At 71.5% G+C, this 19,202-nt stretch carries 18 protein-coding genes; 6 read left to right on the top strand and 12 right to left on the bottom strand.

Going from position 1 to position 19,202, the window contains the following annotated elements; translation table 11 throughout:
• Nucleotides 1-97 precede the first annotated feature (97 nt).
• From LRS74_RS20930 to LRS74_RS20915, 4 genes are all read right to left on the bottom strand, one after another.
• Nucleotides 98-598: a hypothetical protein gene (locus LRS74_RS20930; protein ID WP_277742430.1), complete on the bottom strand. Its 501-nt coding sequence runs from the start codon at nucleotides 596-598 to the stop codon at nucleotides 98-100.
• Nucleotides 599-621: 23 nt separating this feature from the next.
• Nucleotides 622-1,905: a NucA/NucB deoxyribonuclease domain-containing protein gene (locus LRS74_RS20925; RefSeq protein ID WP_277742429.1), complete on the bottom strand. Its 1,284-nt coding sequence runs from the start codon at nucleotides 1,903-1,905 to the stop codon at nucleotides 622-624.
• Between the two features lie 64 nt (nucleotides 1,906-1,969).
• Nucleotides 1,970-3,211, bottom strand: a complete 1,242-nt coding sequence (locus LRS74_RS20920; protein ID WP_277742428.1) for a hypothetical protein — start codon at nucleotides 3,209-3,211, stop codon at nucleotides 1,970-1,972.
• Nucleotides 3,212-3,449: 238 nt separating this feature from the next.
• Complete coding sequence (locus tag LRS74_RS20915; protein WP_277742427.1) at nucleotides 3,450-3,677, bottom strand: hypothetical protein; 228 nt, start codon at nucleotides 3,675-3,677, stop codon at nucleotides 3,450-3,452.
• 343 nt (nucleotides 3,678-4,020) lie between these two features.
• Here LRS74_RS20915 and LRS74_RS20910 point away from each other — a divergent pair, with 343 nt between their 5' ends.
• The 4 genes from LRS74_RS20910 to LRS74_RS20895 all read left to right on the top strand — a co-directional run bounded on the left by LRS74_RS20910 (nucleotide 4,021) and on the right by LRS74_RS20895 (nucleotide 7,338).
• Nucleotides 4,021-4,548 carry a hypothetical protein gene (locus LRS74_RS20910; protein ID WP_277742426.1) on the top strand — a complete coding sequence of 176 codons (528 nt, stop codon included), beginning with the start codon at nucleotides 4,021-4,023 and terminating at the stop codon, nucleotides 4,546-4,548.
• Between the two features lie 94 nt (nucleotides 4,549-4,642).
• Nucleotides 4,643-5,476 (top strand): DUF4097 family beta strand repeat-containing protein, encoded by an 834-nt coding sequence (locus LRS74_RS20905; RefSeq protein ID WP_277742425.1) that lies wholly within the window; start codon nucleotides 4,643-4,645, stop codon nucleotides 5,474-5,476.
• Between the two features lie 48 nt (nucleotides 5,477-5,524).
• Nucleotides 5,525-6,550, top strand: a complete 1,026-nt coding sequence (locus LRS74_RS20900; protein ID WP_277742424.1) for an ATP-binding cassette domain-containing protein — start codon at nucleotides 5,525-5,527, stop codon at nucleotides 6,548-6,550.
• The gene (locus tag LRS74_RS20895; protein WP_277742422.1) at nucleotides 6,547-7,338 is read left to right on the top strand and encodes an ABC transporter permease; all 792 of its coding nucleotides are present in this window, start codon (nucleotides 6,547-6,549) and stop codon (nucleotides 7,336-7,338) included. The genes LRS74_RS20900 and LRS74_RS20895 overlap by 4 nt, the downstream gene beginning before the upstream one ends.
• A gap of 27 nt (nucleotides 7,339-7,365) precedes the next feature.
• Here LRS74_RS20895 and LRS74_RS20890 read toward each other — a convergent pair whose 3' ends face one another.
• From LRS74_RS20890 to LRS74_RS20880, 3 genes are all read right to left on the bottom strand, one after another.
• On the bottom strand, nucleotides 7,366-8,448 hold the full coding sequence (locus LRS74_RS20890; RefSeq protein ID WP_277742421.1) for a Rieske 2Fe-2S domain-containing protein: 1,083 nt from the start codon (nucleotides 8,446-8,448) through the stop codon (nucleotides 7,366-7,368).
• Nucleotides 8,449-8,721: 273 nt separating this feature from the next.
• The gene (locus LRS74_RS20885) at nucleotides 8,722-9,015 is read right to left on the bottom strand and encodes a DUF3039 domain-containing protein (protein ID WP_277742420.1); all 294 of its coding nucleotides are present in this window, start codon (nucleotides 9,013-9,015) and stop codon (nucleotides 8,722-8,724) included.
• Nucleotides 9,016-9,664: 649 nt separating this feature from the next.
• Nucleotides 9,665-10,270, bottom strand: a complete 606-nt coding sequence (locus LRS74_RS20880) for a YqgE/AlgH family protein (protein WP_144386302.1) — start codon at nucleotides 10,268-10,270, stop codon at nucleotides 9,665-9,667.
• Nucleotides 10,271-10,623: 353 nt separating this feature from the next.
• Here LRS74_RS20880 and murA point away from each other — a divergent pair, with 353 nt between their 5' ends.
• Nucleotides 10,624-11,958, top strand: coding sequence for a UDP-N-acetylglucosamine 1-carboxyvinyltransferase (gene murA, locus LRS74_RS20875; RefSeq protein ID WP_277742419.1), 1,335 nt, complete (start codon nucleotides 10,624-10,626; stop codon nucleotides 11,956-11,958).
• Nucleotides 11,959-12,190: 232 nt separating this feature from the next.
• On the opposite strand, the gene LRS74_RS20870 is transcribed toward murA, so the two are convergent.
• Nucleotides 12,191-12,472: an HU family DNA-binding protein gene (locus LRS74_RS20870; protein ID WP_007382399.1), complete on the bottom strand. Its 282-nt coding sequence runs from the start codon at nucleotides 12,470-12,472 to the stop codon at nucleotides 12,191-12,193.
• Nucleotides 12,473-12,764: 292 nt separating this feature from the next.
• Entirely contained in the window at nucleotides 12,765-14,204 is a 1,440-nt protein-coding gene (locus tag LRS74_RS20865) for an NAD-dependent malic enzyme (protein ID WP_277742418.1), read from the bottom strand.
• A gap of 353 nt (nucleotides 14,205-14,557) precedes the next feature.
• Between LRS74_RS20865 and LRS74_RS20860 the strand changes: the two genes are divergently transcribed.
• Complete coding sequence (locus LRS74_RS20860) at nucleotides 14,558-14,764, top strand: cold-shock protein (RefSeq protein ID WP_277742417.1); 207 nt, start codon at nucleotides 14,558-14,560, stop codon at nucleotides 14,762-14,764.
• Nucleotides 14,765-15,226: 462 nt separating this feature from the next.
• Here the strand turns inward: LRS74_RS20860 and LRS74_RS20855 are convergent, their stop codons facing one another.
• From LRS74_RS20855 to LRS74_RS20845, 3 genes are all read right to left on the bottom strand, one after another.
• Nucleotides 15,227-17,749 carry a UvrD-helicase domain-containing protein gene (locus LRS74_RS20855; protein ID WP_277744858.1) on the bottom strand — a complete coding sequence of 841 codons (2,523 nt, stop codon included), beginning with the start codon at nucleotides 17,747-17,749 and terminating at the stop codon, nucleotides 15,227-15,229.
• Between the two features lie 176 nt (nucleotides 17,750-17,925).
• The gene (locus LRS74_RS20850; RefSeq protein ID WP_277742416.1) at nucleotides 17,926-18,666 is read right to left on the bottom strand and encodes a zf-HC2 domain-containing protein; all 741 of its coding nucleotides are present in this window, start codon (nucleotides 18,664-18,666) and stop codon (nucleotides 17,926-17,928) included.
• Nucleotides 18,663-19,151 carry a sigma-70 family RNA polymerase sigma factor gene (locus LRS74_RS20845; protein WP_277744857.1) on the bottom strand — a complete coding sequence of 163 codons (489 nt, stop codon included), beginning with the start codon at nucleotides 19,149-19,151 and terminating at the stop codon, nucleotides 18,663-18,665. The genes LRS74_RS20850 and LRS74_RS20845 overlap by 4 nt, the downstream gene beginning before the upstream one ends.
• Nucleotides 19,152-19,202: the final 51 nt, after the last annotated feature.

The raw sequence follows: 19,202 nt of genomic DNA, 5'->3' as shown, positions 1-19,202 counted from the left end.
CCTCCGGAGGCTGAACAGGTGGTCGTCCACCGGAGGGGGTCGATAAGCCTGAGCGGTGCTCCGACCATCGGCCGGAGCACCGCTGCGACATCCGTGATCAGTCCCGGAACCACAGGTCGATGACGTACTGCTCCTGAACCGGGCACTGGCGCCTCGCCTGGCGGAGCCGCGGAAGATCCCACTCCTCTTCCACGCTGCGCTCATGGCACATGTCGCAGTAGTCGGCCGTCTCCTGCCGCCCGTTCCACGAAGCACGCCCCTCGTATACGCCAGGACGCGGGAGGGTCATCTCACCAGCGGGTCCGTACGTGAACTGATTGATCTCCAGGGCTCCGGCGTCCGAGCGCAGCGTCACCGAGACGACCCCTTCCGCATCTGCGGGGCAAGGCTGAGGGGCGTCCCAGATGCGGATGACGACCTCGACGTCGATCTCCCGCTGCAGGCTGTAGAGGTACAGGTGTTGGCTACCACCTGCGACGACCTGGGAACGAGCGGTCTTCAGGGCGTCATCGTCCGTGATGCCGGTGTTGGCGTCCGCGATCTCTACGGCACCGTAGTCCGGCGTTGCCGGTGTGCGGTACTCGGTGATGAGGGCCATGAGGGTTCCTCCGGCGCTGAGGCTCAGGCGACGATGTTCACGTAGAACGGGTCACCGTCAAGGATGCGGTTGGCTCTGTACATGCCGTTAAGCCGGTCACGGCCGACGGTCTGGTTGTCGTCGCTGCTGAGCAGGCGAACAGAGAACTTATTGTTGCCCGCGTTGGAACCTTCCTTGGTGGAGGCGAAGGGGTACTCGTCGCAGTCGAGGCCACTGCGCTTGTAGTCGCCCCACACTTCCTTGCAGGTCGCGATGGACTTGTCCCGGTTTTCCTCCTGTTCGTCCTTGTCGATGAGTCGGTGAAGCGGTTCCTTGCTTCCAGGGACCGACTTGCCCAGCCAGGAGGGGAAGGTGCGCTCAGGGCGCTTCAGAGCGTCATAGATGTGCAGAGCGCTCTCGTTCACGGCCGGGTCCTTCATGCTCAACCTGAGCGCCACCCGAGCCTCGGTGAAGACGGTTCCCATGTGCTTGCCGACGACGGGGCCCGCATAGTCAAAACGCGCGAGGGAGCGGTAGGAGCTGGCGAGGGAGTAGGGCAAGGCGTTCGGCGAGCCGGCATTGAGGTCCATGAACAGCATGGCCGCGACACGCTGGAGGTTCCCCTTGTTGTACTGCGGGCCCTTGTCAGGTGAGGTGTAGGTCAGGCTCCACGACGGATTCTTGTCCCACACTCCGAGCAGCTCATCCCGCCTGATCACCCCAGGCTCGGTGACCTTGGGGTCCGGGTCGCTGTCGTTGAGGTCGATACCGAGGTCGAAGGACTGCCCGATGCGCCACTTCTTCGCGTCCTCGCCGTGGACAGCCTGCACGATGATGTCCTCGACGCTGGCGGTGTAGTCCGCCCGTCTGCTGCCGTCGTGGGCGCGGCCGAGTATCCAGACGTCGAACTTGAGGCGACCTATGTCCCGGGTGCCGTCCAGGGACCGAAGCACCAGGTCGTAGGGGCGCTTCTGGCAGCTTTGCCAGCGGCTTTTGATCCACCCTTTGACGGTTTTGGCTTCCTTCTCGTGCTTGGCGCACTCCTTGCGTAAGGCTTCGTCAGCCGACTTGGGGTTCGGAGAGGGCCTCGATGCGGTGTTCTTGCCGCGGCTGCGCTGATACTGGCTAAACGGGACCGGCTTGGGCAGATCGCTCAGTTCTTCAGCGGGAACCGTAGAGGCGTCCACCCATTCGTACCTCTTCTGCTTGGGTGCAGCAGGACCTTCGTCAGGGGCTGCTGCAGCTCCGGTTGCGGCGAGCAGGGTAAGGGCGCAGGCGGTGACCGCACCGCGCTTCCACTGTCGGGTCAGCTGGAGTCGCTGGGGCAAGGTGTGCTCCTTGACGATGGGAAGTGGGCGTGTCGGTGGGATGTGCAACATGAGCCACGGCCGCCTATGAGCGGCACATCTGACCCCAGCACGCCTCCAGAAGCTGGCCGGTCTGCGCGGAGTACGTGGCACGGAAGCCGGTGAAGCGAAGGCCGCGCTTCTCCAGGCCGGGAGTGGTGTGCGACGACTTCACCGTCCACACGCGGGGGCCGACGGACGCGATGGGGAATCCGGCTGGTGTCCGTGCGCTGGTGACGCTGACGCCCTCCGGGGCCACGGCGAAGGAGGCGGCGGCGCGGGCCCGGACCGCGGATGCGCTGACGCCGGCGGGTGCGACGGGGTCCGCCGAGGAGGGAACGGCATGCAGGGCGGTGGCGTTGCACACCCGCGCGGTGCGCACGCATCGAGACAAGCCGGGAACCGTATTCAGGCAGGCGTCAGGGTCCTTCGCCAAGCACTGTTGCAGCGCCCTCTGGTCCACGCCGTTGAACACGCGGGGTACGGAGCCACTGACCGTCGGGGCCGGTGGTGCGGTCTCCTGAGCGGCCGGAACGGCCTGCTGCTTACGCGGCTTGCCCACCGTCCACTGAGTGAAGGACTGCCCGCCGGTGAGCCGCGTCTTGAAACAGTACGGGGGCTTCTTCTGCTTGCCGCACCCGGGAAGTGAGATGACCTTGGCCGTGTTCTTCGTCTTGATCCTGTGCCAGGTCCGGTTGAGGTCCAGGAACTGCATGCGATCGCCGATGTCCGGCACGTTCACGTACTGCGGGCCCATGACTTCCAGTCCGGTATCGATCCGGTTGAGGCCGAGGACTACTTTGAGCTGATCGGTGGTGCTGCCGACCTGGTTGAAGTCGTACAGCACGTCCCACTGGTGACCCTTGTCCTTGCGGATGGTCAGGTAAGTGTGGTTGCGCCGGTCCGCCTTGTTCGGGTTCACCCCGGCGGTGATGGCCTTCGTCCGTCCGCCGTGCTTGCCCAGTTCGGTCCAGCGGGGGCCGTAGGAGGAGGTGGTCTTGCCTGTCTTCTCCGCGTACAGACCGATCTCGATGTTGGGTGCGAACGGCGACTTCTCGTTGTTCGGCGTGACCCTCAGGTAGTTGGACGCCTGTACCGTCTCGTGAGGTGTGGCCACCCGGTCAAAGGTGATGGGCACATTCCGCCAGGTAGCGAAGCCGCCGATCATCGACTCCCCCGGCTCGCTACACGTCATCGCCCAGAAGACCTTCTGTGCGCCGTAGACAATGTCGCACTGCTTCTTGGGCGCATCCGCGTGAGCCGGCGCGATCCCCGCCAGCGGAAGCAAGGTTGCAACCACTGCCGTCGACGTGAGTGCCGCAAGTCTTGTGCGTATACGCAAAGTGACCCCCTGGAAGTGATCAGTAATGAGCGCGCACAAGCTAACACCGCAACATCGCGATAAGCCGACATTCGGATTGAATGTCTTGAATTCTGCGACCCTTCGGCACGACGCCGGCCGGCAACTCCGCGGAGTTCGGCGACGGGCGCCCCCGCAAGCCCTGACGGCCATCGTGTACCGCCGGTCAGCGCCGGCCTTGATTGCGCGGATGGTTCCGCGCCACCCGCTCGTTGCCGAACTTGTACGCGCCCGTCCAGCGCGCCATCACCAGTTGCTCGTCGCCGGATTCGACCTCGCCGAGGAACTTCTGTGCGCGCGGGCCGCGGAGGGTTGCGGCGGGGCGCCCGTGGTGGGTGATGTCCACCGTGCCGTCGGCGTGGTGGGTGTAGGTGAAGCCATGGGGTCTGGGCACGGGCGGGATCGTAGGGCCGGACCTCCGGGGCCGGTAGTGGTTTTCCCGGGGCCGGGCCGCCCCGGGAGCGAGGGAGCGCCATACGACGCCACGCGATGCCGTACGGCGCCACGTGACGCCAGGCGACACCACGCGGTGCCACACGGCGCCACAAGGTGCCACCTGGGCGCCATGTCTGGCGCACAAGCGTGCTGGATCTCGGGCCACCCCAGGCCCGCACACCCCGTACGGCACACGGCGCCAGGCCGCTCCGCACCAACCGTCGGCGCCAAGCGGCGCCACCCGGCGCCACCCGGCGCCACTCCCGCTTGCAATGGCGCCACGATGGCGCCATACTGGCGTCATGGACCTCACTCCCTACGTCGAGAACCTCCGCCACGAGCTCGCGGTCGCCGCGGCAGCCGGTGGGGAGGAGGCTCGGGCGCTGGCCGAGCGGCTCACCGCCCCCCTGGAGTCGGCCACCCGGCTCACCCTGCTGAACGCGCTGTCCTCCGCCATGGGTGAGATCACCCGCGAGCTGGCGCCGGGGTCGGTCGACGTACGGCTGCGGGGGCTCGACCCCGAGTTCGTCGTGACGCCGGCGCCGGGGCAGGAGCCGGGCGGGGCGGTCGAGGAGCCGGAGGCGGCGCCCGCCGGGGCGCGGGCGGCGGCGCCCGTGGACCTCGAGGACGGCGGCACCGCGCGGATCAACTTCCGGCTGCCGGCCAACCTGAAGACGCGGATCGAGGAGGCCGCCGGGCAGGAGGGCCTTTCGGTCAACGCCTGGCTGGTGCGGGCCGCCGCCGCAGCCCTGGAGCCCGTCGAGCAGCGCCCCCGAACCTCCGGGCGTGGCCACTGGGGCCAGCAGAGCTACACGGGCTGGGTCCACTAGCCCGGTAACGGGCCGCGAACGCCCGTACCCCCACTTTCACTTCACCGCTTCCACCAGCGGAAACGCACACCTGAGCCAAGAGGACGGGACAGCCATGCCTACTTTCGCCACTCCTGCGCCCATCACCGCCACCCTCGAGTTCGAGGTCGCGTCGGTCCAGATCACCGCCGGCAAGCGTGCGGAGACCGTGGTCGAGGTGCTGCCGCAGAACACCAGCCGGGACGCCGACGTCCAGGCCGTCGAGCAGACGAAGGTCGGCTACGCGGACGGCCGGCTGACGGTCAAGGGGCCGAAGAAGCGCTCGCTGTTCGGCAAGCCCGGAATGCTGGAGGTCCGCGTCGAGCTGCCGGCCGGTTCGAAGATCGACGGCGTCACCGCCCTGGGGGACTTCACCTGTGTGGGGCTGCTGGGCGACTGCCGGCTGAAGACCTCGCTCGGTGACCTCCACGTCGAGGACGCCGCCCAGGTCCGGCTGAAGACCAGCCACGGCGACGTCCGGCTGGACCGCGCCTCGGGGGACGCGGATGTCGCCGGCTCGGGCCGGATCGAGATCGGCGAGGTCGCCGGCGCCACCACGGTGGAGAACGCCAACGGCGACATCCAGGTCGGCGAGGCCGTCGGTGATCTGCGGGCCAAGTCCGCCAACGGCCGCGTCTCCGTGAACGTCGCGCACGCCGGGGTCGACGCCCGGTCCGCCAACGGCGCCATCCGTGTCGACGAGGTGGCGAGCGGCCGGATCGCGCTGCGGACCGCGATCGGCGACCTGGAGATCGGCATCCCCGAGTCCACCGCCGCCTGGCTCGACGTGCACACCCAGCTGGGTCAGGTGCGCAACTCCCTCGGCCCCGCCCAAGGGCCCGGCACCCACCGGACCGTCGAGGTGCACGCCCGCACCAGCTACGGCGACATCGTGATCCGTCGCGCCTGACCGATCAGCCCCTCCGTCACCCGCCAGCTCACCATCGAAGAGGCAGGCATGACCACAGGAACGCTCAGCACCCGGAACACCCGCACCGCAGCCACCGCCATCTCCGCCACCGGACTGTCCAAGTCCTACGGCGCCCAGGTCGTCCTCGACGGACTGGACCTGCACATCCCCGAGGGCACGGTCTTCGCCCTGCTCGGCCCCAACGGCGCCGGCAAGACCACCACCGTGGAGATCCTCTCCACGCTCATCCCCGCCGACGGCGGCGAGGTGCGCGTCGCCGGCCACGACCTGGCCCGCGAACCGGAGGGCGTACGCTCCGCGATCGGCGTCACCGGCCAGTTCTCCGCGGTGGACAACCTGCTGACCACGCGGGAGAACCTGCTGCTGATGGCGGACCTGAACCACCTGGACCGCCGCGAGGGGCGGCGCCGCGCCGCCGAGCTGCTGCACCGCTTCGAGCTGACCGCGGCCGCCGGCAAGCCCGCCGTCACCCTCTCCGGTGGGATGCGGCGCAAGCTGGATCTGGCGATGACCCTGGTCGGCGACCCGCGGATCATCTTCCTCGACGAGCCCACCACCGGCCTCGACCCGCGCAGCCGCCGCACCATGTGGGAGATCATCCGCGGCCTGGTCGCGGACGAGGGCGTCACCATCTTCCTCACCACGCAGTACCTGGAGGAGGCCGACCAACTCGCCGACCGCATCGCCGTCCTGGACCACGGGAAGCTGGTCGCCGAGGGCACCGCGGAGGAGCTCAAGCGGCTCATCCCCGGCGGTCACATCCGGCTGCGGTTCGCCGACGCCCCCGCGCTCGACACGGCCGCCGCCCTGTTCGGCTCCGTCGCCATCTCGCGCGACAGCGAGGGGCTCACCCTACGGATCCCCAGCGACGGCAGCGTGCCCACCCTCCGCGCGGTGCTCGACGTCATCGACAACGCCGGGGTCAGGGCCGAGGAGCTGACCGTGCACACCCCGGACCTCGACGACGTCTTCCTCACCCTCACCGGACGCCCCCGGCCCACCGACCCCGCCGCCGCCCAGCCGACCGCAGCCCCCGAGGAGCACGCCCGATGAGCACCGCCTCGTACGCCGCCCGCGACTCCATGACGATGCTGCGGCGCAACCTGAAGCACGCCCTGCGCTACCCCTCGCTGACGCTCATGGTCGCCGCGATGCCCGTCATGATGCTCCTGCTGTTCAACTACGCCTTCGGCAACGCCCTGGGCGACGGCATCAGCACCATGCCGACCGGCGGCGACGAGTACATCGACTACGTCGCCCCCGGCATCCTCCTGATGGCCGCGACCTCCGGCGCCCTGTCCGCCGCCATCAGCGTCTGCACCGACAAGACCGAGGGCATCGTCAACCGCTTCCGCACCATGTCGATCTCCCGGTCCTCCTTCCTGACCGGCCATGTCGTCGGCAGCGTGATCCAGACGCTGGTGGGCCTCGCGCTCGTCGTCGGCGTGGCGCTCCTCGTCGGCTTCCGGCCCGACGCCACGCCCGTGGAGTGGCTGGCCGCCGCCGGGCTGCTCACCCTGCTCGCCCTCGCCCTCACCTGGCTCTCCGTCGCCATGGGCCTGGTGGCCAAGTCCGTCGAGACCGCCAGCAACATGCCCATGCCGCTGACGTTCCTGCCCTTCCTCGGCAGCGCCATCGTGCCCACCGACTCCATGCCCACCGGGCTGCGCTACTTCGCCGAGTACCAGCCCTTCACCCCGATGATCGAGACCCTGCGCGGGCTGCTGGTCGGCACCGAGATCGGCGACAGCGCGGTCATCTCCCTCGCCTGGTGCGCGGGCCTCACCCTGGCCGGCTACCTGTGGTCCCGTAAGGCCTTCGCCCGCGCGACCCGGCGGTAGCCCCACCCGCTCCACCCGCCCGCCCGCTCAGCCGCCTCGTCCGCGGCCCGCGGGCGGGCCTTCGTCGGGCCGCGGCTTCGCCCCGCTCCCGAGGGGCTCGCTGTAGAACTGCTCCGCCCAGCGGCGGAACGTCCCGATGGGGCCGTCCCCCTTGGCGAGCCGCGGGTGCGCCAGATGGGTCTTGTTCTCCCAGATGGGGACGTCCTCGGCGTTGTCGCGCGCGGCCAGCCAGGTGTACGGGCGGGCCGCCAGCGCCACCAGCGACCGGACGAGGCGACCGTGACCGGTGCCGGCCGGGCGCAGGGCGACCGCCATGCGGATCTCGACCCGGCAGGGTTCCGTGGGCGTGACGCAGAACCAGCCGCGCGCCCGGAACCGGAACTGGGGGCTGTCGACCTGGACCCGGACCACACCGAGCCCCTGCATGACCACCCGGGACACGGGCGAGGCCGCGGAGATCTTCCAGGCCGCGGCGGCCCGGCCGGTGCGGATCCGGTTGGCCGTCTCCAGCCGCGTGCCCTCGAACCGGGGAGGGCTGACGACCTCCAGCCGGTAGCCGTGGACCGGGAGGAAGTGCCCGTAGTCCACGAGGTTCTCCATGACGTCCTGCGGGTGGTCCCCCCGGGTGAGAAGCACGCAGTACGGCTCCGGGAAGCCCTCGGGCGGCAGCGCCTCGATCTCCCAGGACGGGGGCTCGTGTCGCGCGTGGCGCCAGACGAAGACGAGGCCGTCCAGCTCCCGGCACGGCAGGGTGGCCAGCCGGGCCTTGGGCGGCGGGGTGCCGTAGCCGGTCGCGACGCACACCCCGTCCGGGCCGAACCGGAAGTGGTGGAAAGGGCAGCGGATGTTCTCGCCCCGGACCGTGGCGCCGTGGCCGAGGTGCGCCCCCAGGTGCGGGCAGTAGGGCCGGACCGCGCGAGGCCGCCCGCTCGCGGTCCGGTAGAGGACCACGTCCTCACCCGTGAGCCGCCGGTTCAGCACCGTGCCGGGCTTCAGCTCCGCACCGGTGGCCAGGGCGAACCAGCCGTCGGGGTAGGGGAGCCGCGCCGCCTGTGGCGGTCCGGGGTCCACGAGGCGTCGGTCGGAGCGGTCGAGTCCCCACAGCCGCATGGCGCACCCCTCGTGGCGATCGGCGGGCCGGGGCGTCGGCCGCCACCCGCTGTTCCCCTGCCCCGCGACGCTCGACCCCGGGTGGAGCCCCGGTCGGGCGCGGGCTTCCGCGGTCCGGGCGCTCGCCTCCCGGCGCGATGTTCACGAAGCGCGACGGCCGTCGCCGGACGGGAACAACGCGGCGCGCCCGGTCAGCCCCCCGTCTCGCGGGGGTGTCGACCGGGCGCGCCGTGGGCGGACAGCCGAGCCGCCGGGCGCGGCCGGGGCGACTGGCTACTTCTTGCCGCCGCCCTTGCCGTCCTTGCCCTTGTCGTCGCCGGCGCCCATGCCGTCGAAGATCTCCTTGCACATCGGGCAGACCGGGTACTTCTTCGGGTCACGACCCGGCACCCAGACCTTGCCGCACAGGGCGACCACCGGAGATCCGGAGAGCGCGCTCTCCATGATCTTGTCCTTCTGTACGTAATGGGCGTAGCGCTCGTGGTCGCCGTCACCGTGCGACACCTGCGGTGTCGGCTCAACGAGGGTCCCCGTACCTGCCCCGCGCTCGGGCTCAAGAGTGCTCATACGGACCAAGGGTACTCACGCCCGTGGGGTGCGGGGAGCGGCCGGGCCGAGGCCCTCCGCACCCGTGGCGGCCGGGGCGGCCGGCGCCGGGCACGCTGTCCCCGGGCGCCACGCCAGCCCCAGCGCTGCCACCCCGGCCGCCGCCCGGGAAGGGCGTATCCGGCCATGCCCCCGGCGAGCGCCGCCCCGCCCAGACCAGCGCCCGGCGGCGCGACTCTGACGCTCGGCGGGCGATGGGCATGATCGGCTCCCGACGAGAGCCGGCATGTCCTCGCAGAATCGCTTGATGCGTATCAAGCACCAGATCAAACGACTCTGCAAGGGTCTCTGGATCCCGGCGATACGCGCTCCTCGTTCATCGGCTCCGGCCCACCGGCCGGCAGACGGCGACGGGGCAGGCCCACACCCCCTTCCTCCCCGTAGCCGCTCGCTGTGCGCCGAAGGCGCGGGACGAAAGCCGCAGCCGGCCGAGCCGAACGCCGCCGACCTGGTCAGCGACACCAGCCGACCCGAGCCGTGACCGGTCGACGCCCCCAACCCGCGTACTCCGTGGGGAACTTCGAAGATCCCGGGGGCCCGCTTCGCCCGGCTGGAAAACGCCCCGCCGGTCGGGGTCCGGTCGGTCGGGTCGAATCGGCGGGTGGGGGCGTCAGTTGAGCGACGGATCGTCCGGATACGTGGCCACCATCGCCAGTTCGCTGCGCTGGCGCCGCAGCACCGAGCGCCACAGCCGCTGCGGGTCGGGCGAGGACACGTCGCCGGGCTCCGACTCGACCACGTACCAGGCGCCTTCGGACAGCTCCTGTTCCAACTGGCCCGGGCCCCAGCCGGCGTACCCCGCGAAGATCCGCAGCGAGCCGAGGGCGGCGGCCAGCAGCTCGGGGGGCGCCTCCAGGTCGACCAGGCCGATCGCGCCGTGCACCCGGCGCCAGCCCAACGGCCCGTCGCCGGCCACCGAGGAGGGCAGGCCCGCCCGCTCCTCCCGGTCCGCCTCGCCGGGCACCACGGCCACGCCCAGCGCGGAGTCCATGGAGACGGGGCCGCCCTGGAAGACCACCCCCGGCTCCCCCGCCAGCGCCGCCCAGGACTCCAGGATGTCCCCGACCCCCACCGGCGTCGGACGGTTGAGCACAACCCCCAGCGAGCCCTCCTCGTCGTGGTCGAGGAGAAGCACCACCGCGCGGTCGAAGTTCGGGTCGGCCAGCGCGGGTGTCGCGACAAGTAGTCGCCCTGTGAGCGAGGACACCTCGGTCATGGCCACATGATCCCCCATTTCGGGCCCGGAGGGGGAGTGGAAGACGAGTCCCGTCCGAGCGCAGGTCGGGGCGTACGAACGCAGGCGCGGCGCACGCCGCCGGGGGCCACCTTGGGTCGTCGGGGCCGCACGGAGCGTGGGGCGCGCCCTCGCGGCGGCGGGCGGCGACCCGGCCGGCGGCACGGACGTCACCCGGAACACCCGCTTCCGTAACCGCCCGTCCCCATGCCCGCACGCAGCGTGTGAATACCGCGCTCCGGTTGCCGAAACGACCCCCTCGGCCTGACGGAGGCGCTTCGCGCGGCGTTTACTCTTTTGCTCTGCCCCTGCCCATCCCAGGAACGCGAGACCAGATGACCGGCATCGATGATGTACTGCTCGTCCACGGCGGCACCCCGCTGGAAGGCGAGATCCGTGTCCGCGGCGCGAAGAATCTCGTGCCCAAGGCCATGGTCGCCGCGCTGCTCGGCAGTGAGCCGAGCCGGCTGCGCAATGTGCCCGACATCCGCGATGTCCGCGTGGTGCGCGGCCTGCTCCAGCTGCACGGCGTGACCGTGCGCGCCGGCGACGAGACCGGTGAGCTGGTCCTGGACCCGACCCGCGTGGAGAGCGCCAACGTCGCGGACATCGACGCGCACGCGGGCTCCTCGCGCATCCCGATCCTCTTCTGCGGCCCGCTGCTGCACCGCCTCGGCCACGCCTTCATCCCGGGCCTGGGCGGCTGCGACATCGGCGGCCGGCCCATCGACTTCCACTTCGAGGTGCTGCGGCAGTTCGGCGCGACGATCGAGAAGCGCGCGGACGGCCAGTACCTGGAGGCCCCGCAGCGGCTGCGCGGCACCAAGATCCGCCTGCCCTACCCCTCGGTCGGCGCCACCGAGCAGGTCCTGCTGACGGCCGTGCTGGCCGAGGGCGTGACCGAGCTGTCCAACGCGGCGGTCGAGCCGGAGATCGAGGACCTCATCTGCGTGCTGCAGAAGATGGGCGCGATCATCGCGATGGACACCGACCGGACCATCCGGATCACCGGTGTCGACAAGCTCGGCGGCTACAACCACCGCGCCCTGTCGGACCGCCTGGAGGCGGCCTCCTGGGCGTCGGCCGCGCTGGCCACCGAGGGCAACATCTACGTGCGCGGCGCCCAGCAGCGCTCGATGATGACCTTCCTCAACACCTTCCGGAAGGTCGGCGGCGCCTTCGAGGTCGACGACGAGGGCATCCGCTTCTGGCACCCGGGCGGCTCGCTGAACGCCATCGCCCTGGAGACCGACGTCCACCCCGGCTTCCAGACCGACTGGCAGCAGCCGCTGGTGGTCGCCCTGACCCAGGCGTCCGGCCTGTCGATCGTGCACGAGACGGTCTACGAGTCCCGGCTGGGCTTCACCTCGGCGCTGAACCAGATGGGCGCCCACATCCAGCTCTACCGCGACTGCCTGGGCGGCTCGGCCTGCCGCTTCGGCCAGCGCAACTTCCTGCACTCGGCGGTCGTCTCCGGCCCGACCAAGCTGCAGGGCGCCGACCTGGTCATCCCCGACCTGCGCGGCGGCTTCTCCTACCTGATCGCGGCGCTGGCGGCGCAGGGCACCTCCCGGGTGCACGGCATCGACCTGATCAACCGCGGCTACGAGAACTTCATGCAGAAGCTCCAGAGCCTCGGCGCCAAGGTCGAGCTCCCCAGCGGTTCCTGACGCGGCGCCGGCTCACAGCCGGCCCCACCCTGGTCACACCGTCAGCCCCGTACGGCCTGTACGGGCCTGTACGGCCCGTACAGGCCGTACACGACGTACGGGGCCCGGCGGCCCGCCGCGGGGCCGCACAGGCCCGTAGGCGGCCGCACAGGCCCCATGGAACGCCCGAGGGCGGCCACCCTTCCCCGGGTGGCCGCCCTCTTCTCACGCCCGCGCGACGGGCGCGGTGGCCTTACTTGCCCTTGGCGGCTTCCTTGAGCTTGGAGCCCGCGGAGACCTTCACGCTGTAGCCGGCCGGGATCTGGATCGGGTCGCCGGTCTGCGGGTTACGCGCGGTGCGAGCGGCACGGTGGGTGCGCTCGAAGGTCAGGAAGCCGGGGATGGTGACCTTCTCGTCGCCCTTGGCGACGATCTCGCCGACGGTCTCGGCGAAGGCGGCCAGGACGGCGTCGGCGTCCTTGCGCGTCACCTCGGCGCGGTCGGCCAGGGCGGCCACCAGCTCACTGCGGTTCATGTTGTACTCCCGTGTTCTTCTTGCCAATGAGGCGTGAGATCGAAGCCGATGCTGCCAGGGCCCTCGGACAGTCCCCGGACCCGGGTCCACTGGTTCAGACCCTCGCGCCCGGAACGCATCCTGCCCGCACCTGTGGCGGGAAAGCCAATCCGGCGCCCTCGAAGGTCACACGAAGAGCACCGTGGCGGCCGGTTTTCTGCCCGTCACCCTATGGCGAGGGGCCAAGTGGCACACCGCGCGACGCGCCGTCCCAGCAGGGCGGCGCGTCGCGCGACAAGCGGTTCTACCGGCCTCAGACGCCGTTCACGTCGACCGTCGCGGTCACGGCTCGGGCGGCGTCCCGGACGGCCCCCGCGACGGCCCCCGCGACCTTGTCGTTGAAGACCGACGGGATGATGTAGTTCGCGTTGAGCTCCTCGTCGTGCACCACGTCGGCCAGCGCCCGGGCGGCGGCGAGCATCATCTCGGTGTTCACGGTGCGCGACTGGGCGTCCAGCAGGCCGCGGAAGACGCCCGGGAAGACCAGCACGTTGTTGATCTGGTTGGGGAAGTCGGAGCGGCCGGTGGCCACCACCGCGGCGGTCTGCCGGGCGAGGGCCGGCTCCACCTCGGGGTCGGGGTTGGCCAGTGCGAAGACGATCGCGTTCTCGGCCATCGCGGCGACGTCCTCGCCGCCCAGCACGTTGGGCGCCGAGACGCCGATGAACACGTCGGCCTCCCGCACCGCCTGCTTCAGCGTGCCGGTGACACCCTCGGGGTTGGTGTTGTCCGCGATCCAACGCAGCGATGCCATGTCAGAACTCGTGTCGGCGTCGACCAGGTCGGCCCGGCCGGCGTGCACCACGCCCTCGATGTCGGCGACCACGGCGTGCTTGACGCCGGCGGCGATCAGCAGCTTGAGGATGGCGGTGCCCGCCGCGCCGGCACCGGACATGACCACCCGCACGTCCTCGATGGCCTTGCCGACCACCCGCAGCGCGTTGGTGAGCGCGGCGAGGACCACGATGGCGGTGCCGTGCTGGTCGTCGTGGAAGACGGGGATGTCCAGGGCCTCGCGCAGTCGGGCCTCGATCTCGAAGCAGCGCGGGGCGGAGATGTCCTCCAGGTTGATGCCGGCGAAGCCGGGGGCGATCGCCTTGACGATGGCGACGATTTCATCAGAGTCCTGGGTGTCCAGGCAGATCGGCCAGGCGTCGATGCCGGCGAAGCGCTTGAAGAGGGCGGCCTTGCCCTCCATGACCGGCAGGGCGGCCATGGGGCCGATGTTGCCCAGGCCCAGCACGGCGGAGCCGTCGGTGACCACGGCGACGCTGTTGCGCTTGATGGTCAGGCGGCGGGCGTCCTCGGGGTTCTCCGCGATGGCCTGGCAGACCCGGGCGACACCGGGGGTGTAGACCATGGAGAGGTCGTCACGGTTGCGGATCGGGTGCTTGGAGGACATCTCGATCTTGCCGCCGAGGTGCATCAGGAAGGTGCGGTCGGAGACCTTGCCCAGCGAGACGCCCTCGATGCCGCGCAGCTTCTCGACGATCTCGTCGGCGTGCGCGGTGGAGGTCGCGGCGATGGTGACGTCGATCCGGAGCTTCTCGTGACCGGAGGCGGTCACGTCGAGGCCGATGACCGACCCGCCGGAGGACTCCACGGCCGTGGTCAGCTGGCTCACGGCGCTGCCACCGGCCGGCACCTCCAGTCGGACCGTCATCGAGTACGAGACGCTAGGCGCCGTTGCCATGGCCGTGTTCCTCTGCTTTCCCTTGTTTCACGTGTAACCGCGGACCAGGGAGCCCCTGGGCCCACGCCATCAGATCGTCGCACCTACCTGTCGGTACGAGGTAACCAACCCCGAGTTTCGGAAATATTGTTCTGCAATACGAGATGGGGTCAGCCGGGTGGAAGCCCCCACTCCTTCGCGGGAACAGCCGGGCGAGGCGGGGCGGCGCGCGGCACCGAAGTCCCTAGGATCTGGCGCGACCACGTGCGCGAAAACGCAGGTACACGCGGTGTGCGGAGCCCGCGCAGCGCGACTGCCGCACCGCGCGCGGAGGTCATTTTCGAGATCACGGCAAAGCAGCAGGGAGCACGGGCATGGCCCAGGGCACCGTCAAGTGGTTCAACGCCGAGAAGGGCTACGGGTTCATCGCCCAGGACGGCGGCGGACCGGACGTCTTCGTCCACTACAGCTCGATCAACGGCACCGGATACCGCAGCCTCACCGATGCACAGCAGGTCGAGTTCGAAATCGTGCAGGGCCGCAAGGGCCCGCAAGCCGAACAGGTCCGCGTCATGAGCTGACGCGGACCTGTTCGGCTGAATGCTGAGGTGGCACCGACCCGCCATGCTCGCCTCGCGGCAAGTGGTCGCTCGAAGCGACGAAGGTTGGGCCCGGGGGCTTGGATCGAGCCGGTGCCACTGCAAGGCTAACAAACGATCGCCGGATGCGATTCCCGTCTCAGTGGTCCATCCGGTTCATTCCCGACGACGCGCCGATCCCGGGCATTCGCGGGGCGTTTCCCCCGCCGTTCCGCGGACGGAGCCCCGGAGGAACCCCGGCCAGGTCCGCTCCGGAGGGCGGAATCCGACGACGGCCCTCCGGCCGCGCCGAGCCCGACGACGCCCCTGGCGGGGGCGCCGAGCCCCGACGACGACACCGGGGCCGGGCAGCCTCCCGGACACCCCCTCCGGCCGCTTCTCGCCCCTCCGGCCCCCTCCGGGCTCACCGCGCCCCCGGCCCGGCCCCGCGGCCGTCGGCGCGGCTCAGTCCCGCAGCAGGTCAGGCACCCCCGCCGCGTCCGGCTCGTCCCGCCCGCCCGAGACCACCGTCAGCTGCTGGGTGGCCCGGGTCAGCGCCACGTAGAGGACCCGCAGGCCCGCCGGGGACTCGTCCGCGATCTCGGCGGGCGCGACCACGACCGTGGCGTCGTACTCCAGGCCCTTCGCCTCCAGGCTGCCCAGCGCCACCGCGCGGTCGCCGAGCCCGGCCAGCCACTCGCGGGCCTGCTCCCGCCGGGCCATGGCGACGACCACGCCGACCGTGCCGTCCACCTCCGCCAGCAGCCGCCGCGTCTCCTCCCGCACACAGGCGGCGAGCGCCTCGGTCTCGTCGTCACCGGCCGTGCCGTAGGCGCTCGCCTCGACCCCGCGCCGGTCCGCCCGGTGTCCGTCGAGGACGGCGAAGCGGGGCTCTATGCCGGTGGAGCGGACCGCCTCCGGGGAGCGCATGCCGGGCATGGCCAGGGCGAGCACCCTGGCCGCCAGCTCGGCGATCTCCGCCGGGTTGCGGTAGTTCACGGTCAGCGTGAAGCGACGGCGCGGGCGGCTGCCCAGCGCCTCGGCGCGGGCCTCGGCCGCCTCGTCCGGGTCGGACCACGAGCTCTGCGCCGGGTCGCCGACGACGGTCCAGGTGGCGTGGCGGCCGCGCCGCCCCACCATCCGCCACTGCATGGGCGTCAGGTCCTGCGCCTCGTCGACGATGACATGGGTGTAGTCGGTGCGCGCCTCCTCCCGAAGCCGCTCCAGCCGCTCCGCGCGGGACCGGCCACCGCCCATCCGGTCGGCGTAGGTGCTCAGCTCCTCGAGACCGGTGAGCTGGTCCAGCGGATCGAGCTCCCGCTTGCGGGGGCGGGCCGGGGCGCCCAGCACCGAGTGCAGCTCGTCCAGCAGCGCCACGTCGTGCACCGACAGCGGCCCCCGCCCGTCGCCGCCCAGCCGCTTCAGGGAGCGGGCCAGCAGCCGCGCCTCGCGGGGGTTGAGGATGCGCCGCGCCCAGCGCCCCAGCCGCTTCTCGTCCGCCATCGCGGCCAGCACGCCGCGCGGGGTCAGCTCCGGCCACCAGGCGTCGAGGAAGCCGATGAAGTCCGGTTCGGTGGAGATGTCCTCGTCGAAGGCGGAGCGCGCCTCGGCGGCCAGCTCGGGGTCCGTGTAGCGCTGGGTGCCGCCGGAGCGCTGCCACAGGGCGTCCAGGATCAGCCGCCGGGCCCGCGGGCGCAGCAGGTTGACCGGAGCGGTGCCGCCCAGCGCCACCTGCCGGATGCGCTGGAGCTCGGCCGCCTCCAGCTCGACGCGGCGCCCGAAGGCCACCACCCGCAGCCGGTCCGGGGTCCCGCCGGCCGCCTCGGAGCCGCGCGATGCCGCGGCCCCGGTGCCGTCGAGGCCGTCCAGCGCCAGCTGGCCGTCCTCCACAGGACGGCCCCCGGGGCGCCGCCGCCGGCCGGGGTCGCCGCCCCGCGCGGGGGCCGGACCCGACTCCAGCGCGCCACGCGCCGCCCGGCGCAGCAGCCTGACCATCCGCGAGGAGCCCTTGATCCGGGCCACGGCGGGCTCGTCGTACGCGGTGGCCTCCGCGCCGTCCACGAGGGAGCCGACCGCGCGGATGGCGACCTGTCCCTCCTCGCCCAGCGAGGGCAGCACGCCCTCGGTGTAGGCGACCAGCAGCGGGGTGGGGCTGACGATCAGGATGCCGCCCGCGTACCGCCGCCGGTCCTGGTAGAGCAGGTAGGCGGCTCGGTGCAGCGCCACCGCGGTCTTGCCGGTGCCCGGGCCGCCCTCGACCTCGGTGATGGAGGCGGCGGGGGCCCGGATCACCATGTCCTGCTCGGCCTGGATGGAGGCGACGATGTCGCGCATGGTGTGGCTCCGGGCCTGGCCCAGCGCCGCCATCAGCGCGCCGTCGCCGACAGCCGGCAGCTCGGCGCCGTCGAGGGTCGCGGTCAGCTCCGGGCGCATCAGGTCGTCCTCGACGCCGAGCACCCGGCGTCCCTTGGAGCGGATGACGCGGCGGCGCACCACGCGGCCGGGCGCGACCGGGGTGGAGCGGTAGAAGGGGGCGGCGGCGGGGGCGCGCCAGTCGATCACCAGCGGGGAGTAGTCGGCGTCGAGCACGCCGAGCCGCCCGATGTGCAGCGTCTCGGCGATCTCGGCGTGCGGGCGGCCGGCGTCGTCGGTGCGCACGGCGTCCTCGGCCGGCTCCACGGAGGTGTACGCGCCGTCCGGCCCGCGCTCGCCGTCCTTGCCGAGCAGCAGGTCGATCCGGCCGAAGAGGAAGTCCTCGAACTCGCTGTTGAGCCGGTTGAGGTGCACCCCGGCGCGGAACACCTGGGCGTCCCGCTCGGCGAGCGCGCCGGGCGTGCCGACCTGGGCACGCTTGGCGGCGTCGTCCATCAGGAACTCCGCCTCGTGGATCTTCTCCTCAAGGCGCCGGTAGACCCGGTCGAGATGCGTCTGCTCGATCCGGATCTCCCGGTCACGGACTCCGTCGGCACCGTCGCCGGTCGGGTCCACCTCTCGCGGTGCCGTCGTCGGTGCGGCGTGCGTGGCGTTGTGCGCGGCCACCAGGCCCCCTTCTGATGTGCGTAGGGCAGCCGTCAACCGTACGCGAACCGGGGCATCCGCGCACCTGCCGGAACACGGAAATCCGCACCCGAACCGGGCGGGGGGTCAGGCGGGGGCGCCCGGCCTCAGACCTTCACCGTCGCCAGGCGCTCCCCCTTCAGGGTGCGGACCTCGAAACGGTCGATCTCGTCCCGGTTCATGGCGGCGCCACCGAGGGTGTAGAGGGGCTCCTTGTTCCACTTCGAGCCGTCGCCCGGCACCCCGTAGCCGCCCTCGGGGACCGCCCAGGTGCTCACGACCTCCTCGGTGCCGCTCTTGCCGACCGCGATCAGCTGGCACTCCCGCTGTCCCTTGACGTTGCCGAGCTTGAGGGCGACATAGGTGCCGCGCCAGCCCTGGGACTCCAGCGAGACCTCGGCGGAGACCTTGGTGACGGGGTCGACGGTGCCGGGGAGCCGGTCGCCGGCCTCGTAGACCTGGCGGGCGGCGGCGGCGAAGGTGCGCGGCTCCCCCGCGCCGGAGTCCTCGCGCACCGCGACGGCGGTGACCAGGGGCGCCGCGACGATCAGCGCGGCCGCCGCGGCGACCAGGTACAGCCGGCCGCGCCGCCGCTTGGCGCGGGTGGCGCCGACCTCCGCCAGCAGCCGGTCGAGCAGCTCAGGACCGGGGGTGGCGGTGATCGTCTCGGGGGTGGGCGCGGTCTGGGCGAACTCGGCCAGCGCCGGAGTCAGCCCCATGAGCTCCTCCAGCTCGGCGGCGCAGCGGTCGCACTCCACGAGGTGTTCCTCGAACCGGGTGGCGTCCGCGTCGTCGAGGATGCCCAGCGCGTAGGCGCCGACATCGCTGTGCTGTGCCGGCGGGGTCATGCCGTCACTCCCCGTTCCTCGAGCGAGAGCCTCATCGAGCGCAGCGCGTAGAAGACCCGGGACCTGACCGTCCCGGCCGGCACCCGCAGCACCTCGGCCGCCTCGTTCACCGTACGGCCCTTGAAGTAGGTCTCGACAAGCGCCTCCCGGTGGGCGTCGGTGAGGTCGCCCAGCGCGTCGGAGATGGTCATCAGACGCAGCGCCCGATCGATCTCGTCCGCGGCCGGTATGGCCTCCAACGGGGTCGGATCGACCTCCTGCGGGCGCGACTGACGGCTGCGGTGACCGTCGATGACGATGCGCCGGGCGACCGTCACCAGCCAGGGCCGCACCGATCCGGTCGCGTTCTTCAGCTGGTCGGCGTTGCGCCAGGCGCGCAGCAGCGTCTCCTGCACCACGTCCTCCGCCCGGTGGCGGTCGCCCGCCACCAGCCGCAGGACGAAGGCCAGGAGCGGCCCCGCGTGATCCTGGTAGAGAGCCCGCATGAGCTCGTCTTCCGGCGTCGTCCTCTCGGTCACGGCGGCATCCTCGCGCAC

Source organism: Streptomyces sp. LX-29 (assembly GCF_029541745.1).
In the GTDB taxonomy this organism is placed as follows: domain Bacteria; phylum Actinomycetota; class Actinomycetes; order Streptomycetales; family Streptomycetaceae; genus Streptomyces.
The sequence above is the reverse complement of the archived record's forward strand: the minus strand, read 5'-3'. Positions and strand labels throughout refer to the sequence as shown.